Below are 20,581 nucleotides of genomic sequence, written 5' to 3' on the forward strand. Positions count from 1 at the left end.
TATTCACTAATTATTGAAGGAGTTATTGTTGAATCTCTTATAATTAGTGTATCATTAATTTTAATATGGTCATCATTAATAATCACCGAGTCTATATCATTTTTCTTATTAAGCTCAGTAGAATTGGTCTTACATGACAATAATAATGTAAGTATCATTAATGTTAAATATTTCATGAAATTGATTTATATAAAATTAGAATTAATATCTGAATACTAATTCTAATTCATATTATTATTTTTTTGTATATTTGCACCTCAAATTTGTAAAACGGGACGAGTTCCCCAAATAATTAGTTATACTATGGCTACAAGAATTAGATTACAAAGACATGGTCGTAAAGGAAAACCATTCTTTCACATCGTAGTTGCTGACTCAAGAGCAAAACGTGATGGTCGTTTCATCGAAAAATTAGGTACTTACAACCCAATTACTAACCCTGCAACTGTAGAATTAAATGTTGATTCTGCTGTAAAATGGTTACAAACTGGTGCTGAGCCTACAAATACTGCTAAAGCTTTATTATCTTACAAAGGTGCTTTTATGAAAAAACACTTATTAGGTGGTGTTGCTAAAGGTGCGTTTTCTCAAGAAGAAGCTGACAAACGTTTTGAAGCTTGGTTAGAAGCTAAAGGTGCAAAAGTTCAAGCTAAAAAAGACGGTTTAACTTCAGGTGCTGCTGCTGCTAAAGCTGCTGCATTAGAAGCTGAAAAAGCTGTTAATGAAGCTCGTGTAAAAGCTGCTCAGGAAGCTGAAGCTGCTGCACAAGTTGAAGAAACTCCTGCTGAAGAAGCAGAAGGTACAACTGAAGAAGTTGCTACAGAAGAATAATTTTTAAGTTCAGAGACGTTCCAAATGACAAAAAATGATTGCTACTATTTAGGTAAAGTTACAAAGAGACATGGTTTCAAAGGTAATTTAATCATTCACTTGGATACAGACGAACCAGAATTATACGATACTTTGGAAGCAGTGTTCATCGAGCAAGATGGTACACTGGTTCCATTTTTTTTCGAAACTTCTCAGCCTTATCAAGGCACAAAATTATTAGTAAAGTTTGAAGATGTTGAAGACGAAGATGTCGACAAATTAATCAATCGCGAACTTTATTTACCTCTAAAATCATTACCAGAACTTTCTGGAACAGATTTTTATTATCACGAAATAGTTGGTTTCACTATTTATGATCAAACAAATACAGAAGTTGGTACAATAAAATCTGTAAATGATTCTGCAGCGCAAGCTTATTTCGAAGTAGATGCGAATGGAAAAGAAATCTTAATTCCGATGATTGACGAATGGATTCTTGAAGTTAATCGCGAAGAAAAAGCAATGCTTATTCAAATTCCAGACGGATTATTAGAAATTTATTTGGGGTAATTATTTAAATATCCTAGTTTTTTCAAATCATTTCTGTCTTCAATTTTGATTAAATTTCCTTCTTTTAATACATAATTTTTAGTCGAAATATTTAGCACATATTCATACTGATGATCAGATATAATAATTCCTTTATGATTTGATTGTTCAATAATTTGTCGAGAAATATTATCTATCATTAATGGTGATAATCCAGCAAAAGGCTCATCTAAAATACAAAAACTTGACGTCGAATATAGATAAATTTTCACTTGTAAATATCGTTGTTGACCATAAGAAGTATTTTTAACTCTATGTTTTAAAATATTCATTATCAAATCGTCCTCTAAGAATTTTATTTTTATTCTTTCTTCATCTATAAACAAATCAATTAGAGTTTTTACTTTAATATTTTGAGGAAAATGATTGAATTGAGTTACAAACGCTAAACCATCTTTTACTTCAAACGTATTTTTCTTAACTTCACCATTAATTCGAACAAATTTATTTTCAGAAGAAATTGAACCAAAAATAACATCAAAAAGTGTTGATTTACCACTTCCATTTCTACCTATAATAGAAACGATTTCACCTTTTTTAACTTGAAAAGAAATATTTTTTAAAATATTATTTCCATTAAAAGACTTTTGAATACTATCTACTTCCAGGAATAAATCCTTCATACAAATACAAGATTAAAAAAGAAATTGATAAAGTTAATCCTAAAGAAAAAAAATACAATTTTCTTAATGAAAATCTAAAATTATAGTAAAAATATAATTCATGTTTTCTATAAAATTTATAAAAAAGAAAGGATGTAATTTCTGAAATAATAGCTATAATAATTATTGAATTCATATATATAACTGGTCCAAAAACACAACCAATTAATATGCTCCATATCAAGAACACGACTAAATTAACTTTATAAAATTCACAAAATACTCGTAATCTTTTCATTACTCTTCAAATTTTTGAATTAAATGTACTCAATTTTCAAAAAACAATCACTCAATTTTTATTGTCAATTTCGTACCTTTGCAAACTCAATCGTAATTAAAAAATGGAAGAAGAAAAAAAATCATTGAATTTTATTGAGCAAATCATTGAAGATGATTTAGCCAACGGGATGCCAAAAGAAAATTTACGTTTTCGTTTCCCACCAGAACCAAATGGTTATTTGCATATCGGGCATGCAAAAGCAATCTGCTTAAACTTCGGTTTAGGACAGCGTTACAATGCACCTGTAAACTTACGTTTTGATGACACTAATCCTGACAAAGAAGAGCAAGAATTCGTAGATTCTATCCGCGAAGATGTGAAATGGTTAGGTTTCGAGTGGGCAGAAGAACGCTATGCTTCTGATTATTTCCAGCAGCTTTACGATTGGGCTGTTCAATTAATTAAAGAAGGAAAAGCGTACATCGACGACCAATCTTCGGAAGTAATTAATGAACAACGTAAAACACCTTTTGAACCTGGAATCGAGTCTCCTTTCAGAAATCGTTCTGTTGAAGAAAATTTAGATCTTTTCGAACGAATGAAAGCGGGAGAATTTGAAGAAGGTACACATGTTTTACGTGCAAAAATTGACATGACTTCTCCTAATATGAACATGCGCGACCCTGTTATGTATCGTATTTTGAAACGTCCTCATCACCGCACTGGCGATACATGGAAAATGTACCCAATGTACGATTGGACGCACGGAGAATCTGATTATATCGAAGGAATTTCTCACTCATTATGTTCGTTAGAATTCAAAAATCATCGTGATTTATATGAATGGTATGCGAATAATGTTGAGTTGCCAAATCAACCTCAAAAACCAAAACAACGCGAATTTGCTCGTGGTAATGTTTCGTACATGATTACAAGTAAACGTAAGTTGATGAAATTGGTTCAAGAAGGGGTTGTAACAGGTTGGGACGATCCACGTATGCCTACAATTTCAGGTTTGCGTCGTCGCGGTTACACACCAGAGTCTATCAAGAATTTCTGGAATACAGCCGGTGTTGCAAAACGTGATAATGTATTGGATATTTCGTTATTAGAATTTTCTGTTCGTGATCATTTAAATAAAATTGCTCCTCGTGTTTTTGCTGTCATTGATCCTGTAAAAGTTATCATCGAAAATTATCCTGAAGGGCAAGTGGAGGAATTAGAAATTGAGAATAACCCAGAAGATGAAACTGCTGGAACTCGTATCGTTCCTTTTACTCGTGAAATCTATATCGAACGTGAAGATTTTATGGAAGAAGCGCCTAAAAAATTCTTCCGTTTATCATTAGGAAACGAAGTTCGTTTGAAAGGTGCGTATTTCATTAAAGCTGAAAGAGTAGAAAAAGATGCTGAAGGAAATATCACCACAATTTATGCAACTTACGATCCTGAAACGAAGTCTGGAAGCGGAACTGAAGCTTCTAAACGTAAAGTAAAAGGTACATTACATTGGGTTTCTGCAACAGAAAATATTCCAATCGAAGTGCGCGAATATGACCGTTTATTTACAGTTGAATCTCCTGATGCAGAGAAAGATGTTGACTTTTTACAATTTGTCAATCCAAACTCTTTAACTGTAAAAGAAGGTTTTGCTGAGCCTGCTTTGAAAGAAGCTAAAGTCGAGGATAAATTCCAATTTCAACGCATTGGATATTTTGCTTTAGATCGTGATTCTTCTACAGAAAAATTAATTTTCAATAGAACAGTTACGCTTAAAGATACTTGGGCAAAAGTCAATAAATAAAAAATCTATTTTATTAAATATCAAGCTCGAACAAATTTGTTCGAGCTTTTTTTATTATATTGTAAAATACAAAATCAATCCCTTATATAAATGGATTACTTAGAGAATAAAAATTCGATAAAAAACTGGAATGAAGATGATCGTCCTCGCGAAAAATTAGCTTTAAAAGGGCGTTCGTCACTTTCTGATACCGAATTGTTAGCGATTATCATGGGAAGTGGAAATCGTGATGAATCCGCTGTAGAGTTAGCAAAACGAATCTTAAATTCTGCAAACAATAATTGGAATGAATTAGCAAAATATTCAATTGTAGATTTATGCAAATTCAAAGGAGTTGGAGAAGCAAAAGCAATTTCGATAATCACAGCAATGGAAATTGGAAGAAGACGAAATTCGCAAGAGATTTTAGAACGCGACAAAATTACTTCAAGCAAAGACGCAGCCATAATTTTACAACAACAAATTGGTGATTTACCAAACGAAGAATTTTGGGTAATGTTTCTCAATCAAGGAAATCGAATCATTAAAACTGAGCAAATTTCACGAGGTGGAATTAATCAAACCGCTGTCGATATTCGAGTAATTTTTAAACGTGCCTTAGAGTTAATGGCAACTGGAATGATACTTTCTCACAATCATCCTTCTGGAAATCTTACTCCAAGTCAGTCTGATATACACATTACTCGAAAAATAAAAGAAGGTGCCACTCTTTTAGATATTCAAGTTTTAGATCACATTATTGTTTCTCAAAAAGATTTTTATTCATTTGCGGATGATGGTCTAATTTGATATCTTTAAGCTTTATTGAAAACTATTTTGAGTCAAAAAATCATCATATTTACAGAAAAAATAACGAATCGAATTGAATATATTTTCGATTTTATTTTTCATAATTTTTCTGGAATTGACTACAAAACGACTACAGATTTTGATGAGTTTTCACAATCAATTTTACCAAAAATCAACTTTTCAAATCAATTTTTAGAAAATGAAATCAATTATAAAGTTGATGATATTTTATTGGAAACTACCATTCAAGAAAATGTTGATTATTCAATTTTAAACGAATTTGGGAAATGTTTTTATTGGCTTTCTCGTTATGAAGAATACATTGCAAAACCAGAAAAATTTGATAAACACAATCGTTTTTTAGGTTCGGATTTAGATTATTCGAAACCAATTGTAGATGAAATTTGTATTGAAATTCAAAAAAAGATAAAGTCTAAATTTCCTGAAATTTATTTTAAACAGAGAGTTTTCAAACAGATTAATACTCATGACGTAGATTATGCATGGAAATATCTTCATCATTCTCCTAAAATAAAATTTGGTTCACTTTCAAAGAAAATTTTAAAAGGTGATTTCAAAGAATTTCAGAATCAAATCAAAATTTTAAATCAGCAAAAAAAAGATCCTTACGATACATTTGATTATTTGAAAGTTTTAGCTGAAAAACATCAAATCGAAACAGTTTTCTTTTGGTTATTGGGCGATTATTCTACTTTCGATAAAAATCATCATTGGAAAAATAATGCTCAAAAAAATTTAATAAATAACATTTCAACTTGGGCAAAAATTGGAATTCACCCTTCTTATCAATCTAATTTTGATGAAAATAAATTAACAATTGAAATTAATCGATTAGAAAAAATTAGCAATCAACCGATAAAAAAATCACGTCAACATTTCATTAAATTGAATTTCCCTTACACTTATCAACAATTGTTAATAAATGAAATTTTGGAAGATTACACCATGGGATTCCCACATCAATTAGGCTTTAGAGCTGGAACATCTACTCCATTCAAATGGTTTGACTTATCAAGAAATCAACAAACATTGTTAAAAATATATCCTTTTGTCGCAATGGATGTTACATTGAAAAATTATTTAAAATTAACACCGCAACAAGCTTTAGAGGAAATAAAACGATTGAAACAAACAATTAAAGCCACAAACGGAACGTTTATAACATTATTCCACCAATCAAACTTGAACGAAGATTGGACTGAATGGCGAAAAGTTTACGAAAGTATTTTTAAATGATAAAAAGAGTTTCTCGAAAAAAATTAGATGTTAATAAATATACCGAATGTCTCAACAAATCGGTGAATTACCGCATTTATGCCGAAGTTTTTTATTTGGATGCTTTAGTTGAAAACAATTGGGATTGTTATGTTTTGAACGATTATGAAGCCATAATGCCTTTGCCATATACAAAAAAAATTGGTATAAAATTTATTACACAACCAATTTATTGTCAACAATTAGGAGTTTTTCATCAAGAAAATTTCTCAAAAGAAACTTTTCAACTTTTTGAGAAAAAACTACATCGAAATTTAGTGAGAGCTTATGCTTTTAATGAGGAAAATACAGAGATGTTTGAACCGAAGGGACAGAAAAAGGTTAATTATATTTTAGATTTGAATCAAGATTATGAAATTTTATTTTCAAATTACAGTAGAAATAGAAAAAATGAAATTCGTAAAGTAGAAAAATCCAATTATAACATTGAAAAAGTTACTCAATTAAATCGATTTTTCAAAATAAATTCATCTTATGAATATTTGATCGCAAATAATTTAATAAACTATTCGCAAGAAAAAATTCAAAGTTTATTTAATCAAAAAATTATTAATATTTATGAAATTTTTGATCAAGAAGAAAATTTAATTGGTTGTCAACTAATCATGATTTCTAAAAATCGAGTTTATAATTTTGCTTTTGCAAGAAATAAGAATTCAAAAAGTAATTTTGGATCAGCTTACATAATAGATTACATTATCAAAAACTTTTCTAATTCAGAATTAACACTTGATTTCGAAGGTTCTATGATTCCTTCTATAGCTAAATTTATGCAAGGTTTTGGTGCTATAAAAAATCATTATACAAACTATTCTAATTTAGACTTTTTGACAAAGAAAAATTAATTCACGATAGCCATTTCCAACAGAAAGTTTCTTTGCTAAATTATGATCAATTTTATTTCGATAATCTATTTTTTCGACAATTATATTTTCACGTTTTAATCTTTCTTGAAAGTCCTGTCCATGCAATCTCAATAAATCTTTTTCGCCATAATTTTTTAATCGTTCTTCTTCTGTCTTAAATTCAGCATTTTCAAACGTATTATTTATTGGATGAATAGGAGTTTGAATCAAAGCTTTTCCTCCTTTTTTTAGAACGCGAAACAATTCATCAATTGCCTTTTTTTCGTTTGGAATATGCCCTAAAACATGACAACAAATTATATAATCAAATGTGTTATCAGGATAATTTATTGAAGTAATATCCATTTCTTCATCAGCAAGATTAATGTTAATATCAGCATTGATATAACGTAAATTATCGGTCTGTTTAAAAATATTTTTCAATGCGTCTTCTGGAGCAATATGCAATAATTTATTCGGTTTAACCAATAAATCTGTTTCATTTTTTATAAACTCTAACAAAACTCTTGTCCTTTCTAATGAACCACAATTTGGACATTCAGCATTTTCTCGGTTATCTATACCGTTTGATTTATCCAAAAACTTAGAAAAAGATTGTTCGCAACAATTACAATAAAAATTATTTCCTTTCAGAAATAATCCATTCAATTTCTTTAAATTTTTTCTATTATTAATTCTTATCTTTTCGGAAAATATTTTTTTATAAAATGTTTTAATTGCATTCATTACTTACAAACGTTAAGACTGCTATTTTATGATATTAAATTTATTCAAAAAAAATATATTTCCTTTTTACCATACAGTTTCAGATAAAAGATTAATTCATATCGATCAATTATATCCATTAAAATCTATTGATCAATTTCAACGTGAATTAGATTTTTTTCAGAAAAATTATGTCAATATTTCTATGATTGAATTAATTGATTTATACGAAAAAAATGGTTCTATTCCTCAAGAAAATTACTTTCATCTTAGTTTTGATGATGGTTTGAAACAATGTTACTCTATAATTGCTCCAATATTAAAAGAACGAAATTTAGATGCAACTTTTTTTATCAATCCAAATTTTATTGACAATCAAGAAGTTTTTTATCGGTATAAAGTTGCTTTCATTTTAGAAAACATTACAGACAATAACCTTAAAAAAGAACTTTTAAATTATTCTATTCATGATCTTAAAAAAATTAATTCATTAATTTTAAAACAAGAAATAAAACTAAATGATGTTGAAATTTATTTGAATGAAAATGAAATTAAAGCATTAATTCATCAAGGATTTACAATTGGTGCACATTCGATGAATCATCCTTATTATCGCGATATTTCTTTCGAGCAACAACTTTTAGAAACGAACGAAAGTTTAGATTTTATCCAACAAAAGTTTAATTTAGATTATCGAGTTTTTTCTTTTCCTTTTACAGATGACGGCGTTTCTAAAAACTTTTTTAATACTATAAAATCCGATTTTACATTTGGTACAGCTGGAATAAAAGATGATGAATTTTCAACAAATATTCAGCGACTTCCGATGGATAATTGTATTTCTAATCCTGCAATTTTTGTCCAAAAAAATCGTTATAAATTTTATATTCAGAAACTACTACAGAAGCATGTTGTTTCTCATTAATTAATTTTTAAATCTATAGAAAAAATTCTCTTTGGATTATCGTAAAGTTTAAGAATATTTCCTTCATAATTCTTTGGTGTATAAATAGCACACATTGTATTTTCTACATGATATAGATTTTTATGAAATTGTTTAGGAACTCCTTTTATAATTGCATTCAATATTTCAAAACGTATCTTTTCTGGCGAGAATGCATAATCATGCCAAATAACGATAGAGTTTTCATGAATCAGATGTTCAAAAACATTTTTTGTATCCGAAACTACAAAATCAAAACGATGATTTCCATCGATAAAAATTACATCAAATTTTTTATTCAATCCTGAAAAATCAAATTTAGTCGAGTCTCCTAAATGTTGTTTTATTTTAGATTTATCTTTTATAAAAAAACCATGTGCATTTTCATAATCTTGTGAAAAGTTATACGTTTTATAATCCTTTGTATCTAAATCTAACGTATTCAAATCATCAGCAACATCAATCAAATTAACAATACTTTCTCCTCTCCAAGTTCCAATTTCGAAATATTTACATTGTTCAAATTCTTTACACGCATTTTTCAGCAGTAATAAATCTGTAATCAAAGAACCGCCATCTAAAAAAGCAACTGTATCTAATTTTCCGTCAAAATTTGGAAATAATTGATCTAAAGAAACTTGATTTAGTCCTTTCTTATAATGATTTGGCGTTTTCTTTTCCCAATTTTCATTTTGGTCAATGATAATATTTAATAACCAAGGATTCTTACAAATTTGAAAAAATCCATTTATAAATTTTGATATTTTTTTTGATAATGACATTTTTAAATACTTATTAAACAAATAATATGCGTATAATCCAGAAATTAAGAAAGTTATTAACATACCTAAAGCTGCTCCTTCTATTCCATAAAAAGGAATTAATAGCGCATCAAAAATAACTAAACAAACAATTGAGAGGATTGATACTCTTACATTCCAATCTGATCTTCCTATTGTACTATTCAAGTTAATGTATAATACTCTAAACAACATTGCTAAAACAACTGCTATTGTTGCAATAAAAAAAACTGTACCACCAGTTAAATAACTTTTATTGAAAAATAACTCGATTATAAAATCTCTAAGAAAATAACTTCCTAAAAGAATACTAATTCCTATAGGAATGAATAGCTTATAATAATTTTTTATATAAAATTTCAGAAAATCCTTGTTCTGACTATTTTTAATAATTCGAGGAAAATCGGTTTGAAATAATATAGTCGGAATAAATAATAAATTCATAGGCAAAAGAATCGCAACTTTATACAAAGCAATATCTTTATCTGTCATAAAAATCGCAATCATTCCAATATCAATCGAAAACAATAACTCTGAAGCGAAATAAGCCAAAGATTCCATTCTTCCATATTTCCACATCATTTTCCAATTCATTTCACTTAAACCACTTATTGATTGTTGTAAAATTGTTTTAGAATAGAAAAATAAACTAATAAAAGGTGTAATCGCCAGCGAAATCATATAACCAATTGCTCCAAAGTTGATGGTTAAGAAAAATGTAAAAATCAGTCCCAAACAGTTAATCAATATATTTAATGAAGCAAACTTTTTATTAAAACCATTTATACGATAATCAATTGTAAGATGTGATTGGAAAAATAAGCCCAAAAGACGAACAGAAAACAAGAGAATAATCCACAATAAATGATCAAATTTTATGGCATAAAAATTAGCAATTACAATAAAAAGACTACATAAAATAAGCTGATTAATAACACCATTTCTAAATAATTTTCGACTTAGGTCTTTACGTGTTTGTTCATTTTCTTCACCAGCACCAAATTTCATCAAAACCTGTAATGAACCTAATCCATTCCATGGCGTAACAAACCCAATGATAGATGCGATAAGTGTTATACGACCAAATTCATCTTGAGGAATCATTTTTACAATGAAAATGGTATTAATCAACATCACTAATTTTTCTACCACAAAAGATAAAAAAACGTAAAAACCATTGTTTTGTAAAAAGGATTGTATGAATTTGATTAAATCTTTCATTCTAAAACTTTCGTGTAGACATCATCAAATTGTTGAGCAATTTCTTCCTTAGAAAAATTATTCAAAACATAATTATTTAATTCCTTTGGTGTTGCAAATTCATAACCTTCTATCACCTCAACCATTGCTTTATAAAGTGCTGATTCATCATTTTTATTCACAATAAATCCAAAATTATTTGGCATAAATTCTTTAATTCCACCAACATCACTTGCGATAACAGGAATTCCCGAAGCAAAAGCTTCTATTTGTACACAAGGTTGATTTTCATAATTACTAAAAAGTACAAAACAATTCACATTTTTCATCTTTTGATTCACTTCAAAATGTTGTAATCGCCCAAAAGATTTTACAAAAGCAGACAAATTATTTTCTTCAACAAAATTATTAATCAAAGTTAAATCTCCATTTCCTCCAATCTGAAATTCAAAATTATAGCCATTATCAACTAACTTTTTAACAACATTCAACATTCCTAAAATATTTTTATGTTCATTTTCTAAATGCGAAAGATGTAAAAAAGTTATTCTTTTTATTTTACAATCTTCTTTTACCGAAAACAATTCTACATCCACAACATTTGGAATAATTTTTACAATTGTTATAGGATAAATTTTAAGTATTTTCTGTGCTAAATCATTTGAAACAGGCGTTAAAACATCTACCTTTCTAAGTATTTTTTTAATTAAAAACTTCTTGTAAAATGGAAATGAAATAAAACGTTCTGGAGAAAATCCTGTCCAATGCTCTGTTAAAACTATTGGTTTTTTGTATTTATTTTTCAAAAATAAAGCAACTAAACCTGCCGGATAAACAACATTGAGATGAATTATATCAAAATTATTAATCAAAGAAACTCCTTTCAGAAAAGCTATAAATTGTTTGATTAAATTAAACGGGCGAAAAAAAGATGGTTTAAAATAAACAATTATTTCTCTTACATTTTGGTTGATAGAATCATCTATTTCAAAATTAGATTTTAAATTTTCATCTTTTACTGCATGAACAAGCGTCACATTATTTAAAGTAGAGATAGAACGTAAATGGCGCTGAATAAAATCTCCATTATCTAAAAAAATTCTACTCGGATACCAAGATGCTAAAGCTAAAATATTTTTTCTCGAATTATTCACCTAACTTTTTATAACGTTTCAGTTCTTTCATTACAAAGTAAAGTTGAACCAAATAGCCCATTCCTGCAAAGAAAGAATATAGAGATAACGTCAAAAGTATGTTTTTATTTAGTCCGCCAATCACACAAGTAATCAATGTGACGAAAACCAAATAAATATTGAAGTATAGTGCGTAATGATTTTTCTTGATAACCACGACTATTTGCTGAATAGGATTCATTGCAGAACGACACAAAATCCAAAATGAAAGTATCCACGTCATAATATGCAGGCCTCGCCATTCTGGTCCAAGCATCCACTCGAGAATAAAAATTCCGATACAATTCATCAACAAAAGAAAAACAGCAATTGCTCCAACGTTGTACAGTACCACTTTTTTCGATAAATCATATAATTGATGCGAACGATGATCAATCATTGCAGCAGATTTCTGAAAGAAAACTTTCGACATCGAATTGGAAAGTAATGTCAAAGGAACAACCAAAATTTTAGCTGAATTTCCCACAAAAGCTACATCTTCTTTCATAAAATAAATCGCAATCATAATTGGTAACAAATTGTTCGCAATTGCATTCAACGATTCTGAGGGTAATGTATATTTTAGGATTTCTTTGTTCTTAGAAATTGTTCGTTTAGCCAACCCAAAATCAATCGAAGAAAATCGTCCTTTTGTAATTGAAAAATAATATGCACAAGACAAAATAGTTCCGAAAATTGTTCCATAAATCAATCCTGTTTCTTTGTAGCCTATCCAATAAAAAATGAACTGAAAAAAAACCGAAAACAACGCATTAATCACAAATCCAGTCGAAATACTTTTGAATAATTTATACTTTGTAAACAACGTATTTTGTACATTGTTCCAAGCTGTAAATACCCCTGCAATACAACTTAAGAAAACAATAAATAAGGAAGTTTTGAATGTGAAAATTTCTTCTAAAATAGCATAACCTAAAAAGAATAGAATCGTTACAATACTACTCACTAATAATAAGGTTGTGAACAAATTTCGAATCGCTTTTGATGATTTCGAAATCACGAAAATATTCTCTAAACGAAACGTTGTCAAAATAGAAAGAATGGCCACAAAACTCAAAAAAGCATTATACGTTCCCGACGCTTCTGGACCATAAATTCGAGCCAAAATAATTCCGCCAATAAACATAATCACTTGCGCAATTGTGTTACCTGCCAACAAAGACAAAACACCTTTGGCATTCTTCGTTTTAAATTTTTCTAACTTCGCTTTCAATTGATATTTTCTTCATCAGCAAATCTACATAAAATCCTTAGCTTTGCATTTATGAACACAATAAAACACGTTTTTTTCGATCTTGATAACACACTTTGGGATTTCAGAAAAAATGCAAAATTCGCGCTAGATGAGCTTTACAAAAAGTATGATGTAGAAAATAGATATGGTTTTACATTCGAGGAATTTCATCCATTCTATCACGATAGCAATGAAGGACTTTGGGCTTTGATTCGTGACAAAAAAATTACAAAAGAAGAATTACGTGCACGTCGTTTCAAAGAAGCTTTCGATAATCTTGGAATTGATAATGATGCTTTAGCAAAGATTTTTGAAGAAGAATACATGGAAACGATTACCAATTATAATGAAGTCGTGGATGGCGCGATGGAATTATTGGATTATTTGAAGCCAAAATATAAACTACATATTATCACAAATGGTTTTATCGAAGTTTCGAAACGTAAAATTGAAACATCAGAATTAAATGGTTATTTTGATACGGTGACTTATGCAGACGAAATCAAAATCTTGAAACCTGATCCTCGTATTTTTTCTTTGGCAATGGAAAAATCTGGTGCAAAAAAGGATGAATCTATTTATATTGGAGATGATTGGATTGCAGATGCTGTTGGTGCAAAAGCTTTCGGAATGTCGGCTATTTTCTTTGATCGATTAGATGATAATTTTTCGATGGATGATGTTCCTACTATTACACATTTAGATGAAGTAAGAGAATATTTATAAACTTAAGGTTCAGAAATTCTGAACCTTTTTTTATGTCGAAAAAAAATCTATTTTTGATAAAAATTACTCAACACTTATGAATTTAAACAACCTAAAATTTCCGCTTGATATAAAGTTTCATATTGCAACTTTTTCCAATGATTTTTCTGTAACGGACGCTAATAATCAACCTGTGTTTTATGTACGCGAAAAAATTCTTTCGTGGCGAGACGTGATTAAAATCTACCGTGATTCATCGAAAAAAGAAGAACTTTTTCAACTTCGTTCGAATAAAATCATCGATTTTCAACAAACTTTTACCATTACAGATGCGAACGGAAATGTTGTTGGTAAAGCAAAACGAAAAACTTTCAAATCCTTTTGGAAAGCGACTTTTCATATTTACGACGCAAATGATAATCATTTATTTACAATCAACGAACGTAGTGGTTTTACACGTATGATGGACGGAATGGTTGGAGAAATTCCCGTTGTAGGATTTTTCTCCGGTTATATTTTCAATCCAAAATATGTTTTAACTGATTTACAAGGAAGAGAAATGATGGAAGTATCAAAAGAACCTTCATTCTTTGGACGAAAATTTAAACTAAATCAATATCAATCAACTGAAAATGATACACTTTTTGTTTTGAGTTTTATGATGATGCTCATAAGCGATAGAGATAGAGGATAATTTTATTAAAAAATATTTGCAGATTCAAAAATAGTCTTTATATTTGCAGTCCAAAATAAGAACAATAGTTTCTTATCAGGAATGGCCGAGTGGCGCAACTGAATAGCGCACTTGATTACGGCTCAAGAGGTTACAGGTTTGAATCCTGTCTCGGTCACAAAAGCAAAAGCTCATCAAGATTTGATGAGCTTTTTTTATTTTAATACACTTCTGTTTCTTGTGGAATTTCTTCTACTTTTTGAGATTTTTTTGTCATAAAGAATATACAATTCCCAAACCACGTGAACCAAAAAATATAAAATCCGAAATGGAACGTCTTTTTCAATAAACGATGCGAGGTTTCAGTAAAATCGTAATAGCAATAAATTAATCCAATAATTCCCATAAAAAGGAAAATGAGAGGCAATAACAAACGTTTAAAACGTTTCGTTGTTTTCTCATTCCAAATGGATAATACGATAAAAATAACAGCTTGTATAGCGAATAATAACAAGGCTGTTTTCCACCACGATTTCAGGATCGTATATTCGTTGTAAATAATTGTGATTCCTATTTTACCGATGAATGACATTTTCGAGATCATTATTCCAGAAAGTAAAGAGGAAAATGCCAATATGAGAAGATGTATAATTTTGTTTTTCATTTTAATTAAAATATAAGAAAGCAACACCAAATATTAATCCAATTAGAATTAACAAACCTACTACTGCATTATAAATTTATGCCAACCTGATTCATTTTGAGAAAATTCCTCAAAATTTAACTTTGGATTAAATAGTTTTAAAATAATATATCGAACTCGTATTCCAAAAATTTCTATTATAAGTTCACTAATCGCAATAAAAATTATTTCAAAAATAGCTTGCATATAAATAAATTTACAATCTAATATAAAACAAAAAAGCCTTGCAAATGCAAGGCTTTAAATATTTTGATGAATAATTTTCTTATAAATTTATTGAGAAATCCATTAATTTATTGAATTCTTTCAAACGTTCAGCTAAACCATCACGTGTTAAAGCTCCTAATGATTCTGTTCCAAATTTTTCACATGTTACAGATGCTAATGCAGATCCGTAAACAATTGCACGTTTCATGTTATCGAAAGAAAAATCGTTTGTTTTTGCTAAGTATCCAGAGAAACCACCTGCGAATGTATCTCCAGCTCCTGTTGGATCGAAAACATCTTCTAATGGTAAAGCTGGTGCAAAGAAAACTTGTTCTTCTTGGAATAATAAAGCTCCGTGCTCACCTTTTTTGATGATAACTGTTTTTGGCCCGAATGTCATAATTTTTTTAGCTGCTTTCACTAAACTATATTCACCTGACATTTGACGCGCTTCTTCATCATTAATAGAAATTACATCAACATCTTTGATTACATCCATTAACTCATTCCAAGCACAATCCATCCAAAAGTTCATTGTATCTAAAACAACCAAACCTGGACGATTATCTAATTGTGTCAACACTCCTTTTTGTACCAATGGATGTAAATTTCCTAACATCAAAACGTCTGGAGATTTGCGATCTTGAGGAACAACTGGATTGAAAGTTTCTAAAACATTCAATTCTGTTGCTAACGTATCACGTGTGTTCAAATCGTTGTGGTATTTACCTTCCCAAAAGAATGTTTTTCCTTCTTTTACGATTTCTAAACCATCTAAATTAATTCCTTTTGAAATTAATAAATCGATGTATTCTTGTGGAAAATCTCCACCAACAACTGAAACGATTGCAGTATCCACGCCCAATAAAGAAGACGCCATACCGATATATGTAGCGGCACCACCTAAGATTTTATCTGTTTTCCCGAAAGGAGATTCTAATTTATCAAAGGCAACTGTACCAACTGTTAATAAACTCATTTTATATTCTTAATTAAATAGTTTGCAAATATATAGAACTTTTAAGAAATAAGTGCATTCGCTAAATCAACAAAAGCAACTTCAGTTTGTTCTCCCGAAATCATATCTTTTACCGTCGCTTTTTGCTCTGCAATTTCTTTTTCACCTAAAAGAATTACTTTCTTAATTCCTTTTTTATCAGCATATCCCATCTGCTTTTTCATTTTTGCTTCATCAGGATAAACCTCTGTATTAATTCCACTTTGGCGTAATTGTTTCACCAATTTCATCGCTTCTGTCGCTTCATTATTTCCAAAATTAATGAACAACGCTTGAATATTTGTTGAATCTTCTAAAGCTGGGAATAAATTATTTTCTTCTAAAACTAAATATGTACGATCTAATCCGAAAGAAATTCCAACTCCAGAAATATCTTTTAATCCAAAAATCCCTGTCAAGTCATCGTAACGACCACCTCCACCAATAGATGAAGAGAATTCTCCGATTTTTGCTTTCACTTCGAAAATAGCTCCTGTATAATAATCTAAACCTCTAGCTAATGTTAAGTTCAACACTAATTCAGCAGATTGTAAACCAATAGTTGTTGTATTTTCAAAAACAAATTCTAATTCTTCAATTCCTTTTAATCCAGTTTCTGAAGATTTTAAAATTTCTTTTAATTGAGCAAATTGTGTTTTATAATCTCCATTCATTGAGAATAAAGGTGATAAAATTTCAATCGCAGAATCAGAAATTCCTTTTCCACGCATTTCTTCTTTTACCGCTTCTTCTCCAATTTTATCCAACTTATCTAAAGCCACAGTAAAATCAATCAATTGAGCCGAAATATCTGCTACTTCTGCTAAACCTGATAAAATTTTACGGTTGTTGATATGAATTTCAACTGGCGTTTTTAATTCTGTAAAAACTGAATCATATAATTGTACAAAATCAACTTCTTGCAACAACGAATCCGAACCTACAACATCCGCATCACATTGAAAAAACTCACGGAAACGACCTTTTTGAGGACGATCTGCACGCCAAACTGGTTGAATTTGGTAACGTTTGAAAGGAAATGTAATTTCATTCTGATGTTGCACCACATAACGTGCGAAAGGCACAGTTAAATCATAACGTAACGCTTTTTCAGAAATTTGAGAAATTACTTTTTGACTATTTCTATCTGTTAACAATTGCTCATCAACTTTTGCTAAATAATCGCCAGAATTCAAAATCTTGAAAATTAATCGATCTCCTTCTTCTCCATATTTACCTGTTAAAGTTGATAAATTCTCGAATGATGGAGTTTCGATTGGAGAAAATCCGAATAACACGAATTGTTTCTTAATCGTATTGATAATATATTGACGACGATTCACTTCTAAAGGCGAGAAATCTCTTGTCCCTTTTGGAATCGATGGTTTTTGAATTGCCATTTTTCTAAATCTTTCTTTTAAAGATGCAAAAATACATCATTTTGATTTTTAACTCGACATTTTGTTTCAAAATCATTGTTTTAGAAAGGATTTAATTAAAATCCTCAAAGTCAACCTGAACTCGTTTTCAGGTTCGCATCATATTATTAAAATATTAATTAACTATTGCGTATTTTGATAATTTAGCTTTAAACCGTCAATTCGAGTGAAATTCTGTGAGAATTTTGTATCGAGAATAAGGTTTAAGAAGACAAAATTCTATTCTCGATACAATTTTTATTCATTTCATTTCTAAAAATCACTCGAACTGACGAATTTTAATTTAAATTGAACAACCGATTATAAATTGTATCTCAGAGAGATTCTGAAACAAGTTCAGAATGACAAAATCCAATTATATAAATCCTAATTAATATCGTAATTTTGCTTTTATGTATTTGAAAGAACTTAAAGCGCGACAATTCAAGAATTTTGATGAAAATAATTTCGAATTTTCACCAAAAATTAATGCTTTTGTAGGACAAAATGGCAAAGGCAAAACCAATGTTTTGGATGCTATTCACTATTTGGCTTTAAGTAAATCGTATCTAAATCATTCGGATGCGATGAATATTCAGTTCGATTGTGATTTTTTTATATTAGAAGGAACTTTTGATCGAAATGAATCTGATGACCTGATTTTTTGCTTGGTTCGTTCTGGTCAGCCCAAACAATTAAAACGAAATTCGAAATCGTATGATCGTATTTCTGATCATATTGGACAATATCCTTTGGTAATGATTTCACCTTATGACAGTGATTTAATCAAAGAAGGAAGTGAAGTTCGACGCAAATTTTTGGATAATATTATTTCGCAATCGAATAAACAATATTTAGCTGATTTGATGCGATACAACAAGGTTTTAGTTCAACGGAATGCGTTGCTAAAATATTTTGCTGCAAATAATACATTTGATTCAACTTCTTTGGAAATTTATGATGAAGAATTGATTCATTTAGGAAAGAAAATACATGAAGTACGAAAAGAATTTATTCAAACTTTTTTGGAAGCTTTCCTAAAATATTACAATGAAATTTCAGAAGGACGAGAAAAAGTAAACATCGAATATATTTCACAACTTAATGATGCACCTTTTGAAACGGTTCTAAAAGAAGCTTTGTACAAAGATCGTTCGGCACAATATTCGACAGCTGGGATTCATAAAGATGATTTGTTGTTTACGATTACCAATTATCCTATCAAGAAATTTGGTTCGCAAGGTCAACAAAAATCATATTTAATCGCATTGAAATTAGCCCAATTAGAAGTTATCAAATCTTCATTAAACATTACTCCTTTATTATTATTGGACGATATTTTTGATAAATTGGACGAACATCGTGTAACACAATTGATTAAATTAGTGAACGAGGAACGATTCGGTCAAATTTTTATCACCGATACACATCCCGAAAGAACAGAGCAAATCATTAAACAAATTAATTCTGAAAGTAAAGTTTTCCGTTTATGAAAAAGTACGAAAAAAGAAGTAATCAACAAACACTTGGACAAGCTTTGGAGCATTTCATTAAACAAAGTGGAAAGGAAGAATTGATTTGGGAAGTGAAAGCAGAAGAGGCCTGGCAAACGGTGATGGGAAAGTTTTTCGAGAAATATACGGACCGAGTTGAAGTAAGACAAAGAGTTTTGTATGTAAAAATTAATTCTCCTGCAATGAGACAAGAATTATTGATGGGAAAATCGAAAATTTTAGCTAATATAAATGAAGAAATTAAAAAGGATTTTTTAGTTGACGTAAAAATATTTTAAATGCCTTACATCGAACATTCTACTTACCCTACACCTAATTTCATCAATAGAAATGCACATCTTTCTACCATTATTCCTGCGAAATTCAAGAAATATCCTGTTCCAGATTACACAAGAGAAAAAATGGAAACTGATGATGGTGATTTTCTGAATTTGGATTGGCGATTTCAAGAAAATAAAGACAAATTAGTTATACTTTTTCACGGATTAGAAGGCGATTCGAAACGAACGTATCTTAATTCGTGTTCAGATTATTTTTATGATAAAGGATTTAATATTCTAGCTTGGAATCATCGCTCTTGTGGAGGTGAAATGAATGACACTTGTCGTTTGTATCATCATGGATCAATTGACGATGTACACAGAGTTGTAGAAAAAGCGTTGAAAGAAAATTATCAAGAAGTTTATTTGATTGGCTACTCGATGGGAGGTGCATTAATTGTAAATTATTTAGGCGCTTATGACGCTCCTAAGCAGATAAAAGCAGCTTGTGTATTTTCTATTCCAATTTCTTTGAAATCTTGTGCCGATACATTGAAAATATTTCCGAACACTGTTTATTTTAAAAATTTCAAACGCACTTTAGTTCCAAAATTTAAAGCAAAAGCAAAACAATTTCCAGGAGTTTTGAATGAAGAAATGATTAATAAAATCAAGACTTTTGATGAAGTAGACGAATATTTTACAGCAGCTTTACATGGTTATTCATCTAAAGAAGATTATTATCACAAAGCTTCTCCTGCAACTGTTTTGAATAATATCAAAACACCATGTTTGATTGTTAATGCAGTAAATGATCCTTTTTTAGGGAAAGATTGTTATCCTATCGAACGCTTCAAAAAACATAAATTCTGCACCTTCGAAATGCCAAAATATGGTGGACATTGCGGCTTTCCATTAGAAAACAATAAACATTCTTGGGCTGAAATTAGAGCTTGGGAGTTTGTTAAATAAC

20 protein-coding genes and 1 tRNA gene are annotated in these 20,581 nt (G+C 29.6%); 13 read left to right on the top strand and 8 right to left on the bottom strand.

Annotation, left to right across the window (positions count from 1 at the left end; translation table 11 throughout):
* Positions 1-303: 303 nt before the first annotated feature.
* Entirely contained in the window at positions 304-831 is a 528-nt protein-coding gene (locus N5E64_RS13025) for a 30S ribosomal protein S16 (RefSeq protein ID WP_280037880.1), read from the top strand.
* Between the two features lie 24 nt (positions 832-855).
* Entirely contained in the window at positions 856-1,380 is a 525-nt protein-coding gene (gene rimM / locus N5E64_RS13030; RefSeq protein WP_125349534.1) for a ribosome maturation factor RimM, read from the top strand.
* Here rimM and N5E64_RS13035 read toward each other — a convergent pair.
* On the bottom strand, positions 1,368-2,042 hold the full coding sequence (locus N5E64_RS13035) for an ATP-binding cassette domain-containing protein (protein WP_280037881.1): 675 nt from the start codon (positions 2,040-2,042) through the stop codon (positions 1,368-1,370). The genes rimM and N5E64_RS13035 overlap by 13 nt on opposite strands.
* Before the next feature lie 380 nt (positions 2,043-2,422).
* Here N5E64_RS13035 and N5E64_RS13040 point away from each other — a divergent pair, with 380 nt between their 5' ends.
* The 4 genes from N5E64_RS13040 (at position 2,423) to N5E64_RS13055 (ending at position 7,035) form a co-directional block, all read left to right on the top strand.
* A complete protein-coding gene (locus tag N5E64_RS13040) occupies positions 2,423-4,105 on the top strand; it encodes a glutamine--tRNA ligase/YqeY domain fusion protein (protein ID WP_038336464.1) in 1,683 nt (560 codons plus the stop codon).
* Between the two features lie 90 nt (positions 4,106-4,195).
* Positions 4,196-4,894 (top strand): DNA repair protein RadC, encoded by a 699-nt coding sequence (gene radC, locus N5E64_RS13045; protein ID WP_125349537.1) that lies wholly within the window; start codon positions 4,196-4,198, stop codon positions 4,892-4,894.
* Between the two features lie 27 nt (positions 4,895-4,921).
* Positions 4,922-6,151 carry a polysaccharide deacetylase family protein gene (locus N5E64_RS13050; protein WP_125349538.1) on the top strand — a complete coding sequence of 410 codons (1,230 nt, stop codon included), beginning with the start codon at positions 4,922-4,924 and terminating at the stop codon, positions 6,149-6,151.
* Positions 6,148-7,035, top strand: a complete 888-nt coding sequence (locus tag N5E64_RS13055; protein WP_219033877.1) for a hypothetical protein — start codon at positions 6,148-6,150, stop codon at positions 7,033-7,035. Before N5E64_RS13050 ends, N5E64_RS13055 begins: the two co-directional genes overlap by 4 nt.
* On the opposite strand, the gene N5E64_RS13060 is transcribed toward N5E64_RS13055, so the two are convergent.
* A complete protein-coding gene (locus N5E64_RS13060; RefSeq protein ID WP_185144150.1) occupies positions 7,009-7,704 on the bottom strand; it encodes a class I SAM-dependent methyltransferase in 696 nt (231 codons plus the stop codon). The two genes, N5E64_RS13055 and N5E64_RS13060, sit on opposite strands and share 27 nt — an antisense overlap.
* Positions 7,705-7,810: 106 nt before the next feature.
* Here N5E64_RS13060 and N5E64_RS13065 point away from each other — a divergent pair, with 106 nt between their 5' ends.
* Positions 7,811-8,686: a polysaccharide deacetylase family protein gene (locus tag N5E64_RS13065; protein WP_280037884.1), complete on the top strand. Its 876-nt coding sequence runs from the start codon at positions 7,811-7,813 to the stop codon at positions 8,684-8,686.
* Here N5E64_RS13065 and N5E64_RS13070 read toward each other — a convergent pair.
* The 3 genes from N5E64_RS13070 to N5E64_RS13080 are packed head-to-tail and all read right to left on the bottom strand — an operon-like array spanning position 8,683 to position 13,110.
* Positions 8,683-10,725 carry a class I SAM-dependent methyltransferase gene (locus N5E64_RS13070; RefSeq protein ID WP_280037885.1) on the bottom strand — a complete coding sequence of 681 codons (2,043 nt, stop codon included), beginning with the start codon at positions 10,723-10,725 and terminating at the stop codon, positions 8,683-8,685. The genes N5E64_RS13065 and N5E64_RS13070 overlap by 4 nt on opposite strands.
* Positions 10,722-11,858 (bottom strand): glycosyltransferase family 4 protein, encoded by a 1,137-nt coding sequence (locus tag N5E64_RS13075; protein ID WP_125350776.1) that lies wholly within the window; start codon positions 11,856-11,858, stop codon positions 10,722-10,724. Before N5E64_RS13075 ends, N5E64_RS13070 begins: the two co-directional genes overlap by 4 nt.
* Entirely contained in the window at positions 11,851-13,110 is a 1,260-nt protein-coding gene (locus tag N5E64_RS13080) for a lipopolysaccharide biosynthesis protein (RefSeq protein ID WP_280037888.1), read from the bottom strand. The genes N5E64_RS13075 and N5E64_RS13080 overlap by 8 nt, the downstream gene beginning before the upstream one ends.
* Before the next feature lie 51 nt (positions 13,111-13,161).
* On the opposite strand from N5E64_RS13080, the gene N5E64_RS13085 reads away from it, so the two are divergent.
* From N5E64_RS13085 to N5E64_RS13095, 3 genes are all read left to right on the top strand, one after another.
* Positions 13,162-13,857 carry a YjjG family noncanonical pyrimidine nucleotidase gene (locus N5E64_RS13085; protein WP_114998029.1) on the top strand — a complete coding sequence of 232 codons (696 nt, stop codon included), beginning with the start codon at positions 13,162-13,164 and terminating at the stop codon, positions 13,855-13,857.
* 49 nt (positions 13,858-13,906) lie between these two features.
* Positions 13,907-14,530: an LURP-one-related family protein gene (locus N5E64_RS13090; RefSeq protein WP_280037893.1), complete on the top strand. Its 624-nt coding sequence runs from the start codon at positions 13,907-13,909 to the stop codon at positions 14,528-14,530.
* An 83-nt stretch (positions 14,531-14,613) separates the two neighbouring features.
* Positions 14,614-14,687, top strand: a tRNA-Arg gene (locus N5E64_RS13095).
* Between the two features lie 42 nt (positions 14,688-14,729).
* On the opposite strand, the gene N5E64_RS13100 is transcribed toward N5E64_RS13095, so the two are convergent.
* From N5E64_RS13100 to hisS, 3 genes are all read right to left on the bottom strand, one after another.
* The gene (locus N5E64_RS13100) at positions 14,730-15,173 is read right to left on the bottom strand and encodes a hypothetical protein (protein WP_257468033.1); all 444 of its coding nucleotides are present in this window, start codon (positions 15,171-15,173) and stop codon (positions 14,730-14,732) included.
* Positions 15,174-15,477: 304 nt separating this feature from the next.
* Positions 15,478-16,398, bottom strand: a complete 921-nt coding sequence (locus N5E64_RS13105; protein WP_280037889.1) for a PfkB family carbohydrate kinase — start codon at positions 16,396-16,398, stop codon at positions 15,478-15,480.
* A gap of 41 nt (positions 16,399-16,439) precedes the next feature.
* On the bottom strand, positions 16,440-17,816 hold the full coding sequence (hisS, locus tag N5E64_RS13110; protein ID WP_280037890.1) for a histidine--tRNA ligase: 1,377 nt from the start codon (positions 17,814-17,816) through the stop codon (positions 16,440-16,442).
* Between the two features lie 431 nt (positions 17,817-18,247).
* Between hisS and recF the strand changes: the two genes are divergently transcribed.
* From recF to N5E64_RS13125, 3 genes are read left to right on the top strand one after another with little or no spacing between them, the layout of a single operon-like run.
* A complete protein-coding gene (recF, locus tag N5E64_RS13115) occupies positions 18,248-19,327 on the top strand; it encodes a DNA replication/repair protein RecF (RefSeq protein ID WP_280037891.1) in 1,080 nt (359 codons plus the stop codon).
* The gene (locus N5E64_RS13120) at positions 19,324-19,626 is read left to right on the top strand and encodes a DUF721 domain-containing protein (protein ID WP_180905351.1); all 303 of its coding nucleotides are present in this window, start codon (positions 19,324-19,326) and stop codon (positions 19,624-19,626) included. The genes recF and N5E64_RS13120 overlap by 4 nt, the downstream gene beginning before the upstream one ends.
* Complete coding sequence (locus N5E64_RS13125; RefSeq protein ID WP_280037892.1) at positions 19,627-20,580, top strand: YheT family hydrolase; 954 nt, start codon at positions 19,627-19,629, stop codon at positions 20,578-20,580.
* Position 20,581 lies beyond the last annotated feature (1 nt).

The sequence above is a fragment of the Empedobacter sp. GD03739 genome, from assembly GCF_029843245.1.
GTDB lineage: Bacteria > Bacteroidota > Bacteroidia > Flavobacteriales > Weeksellaceae > Empedobacter > Empedobacter falsenii_B.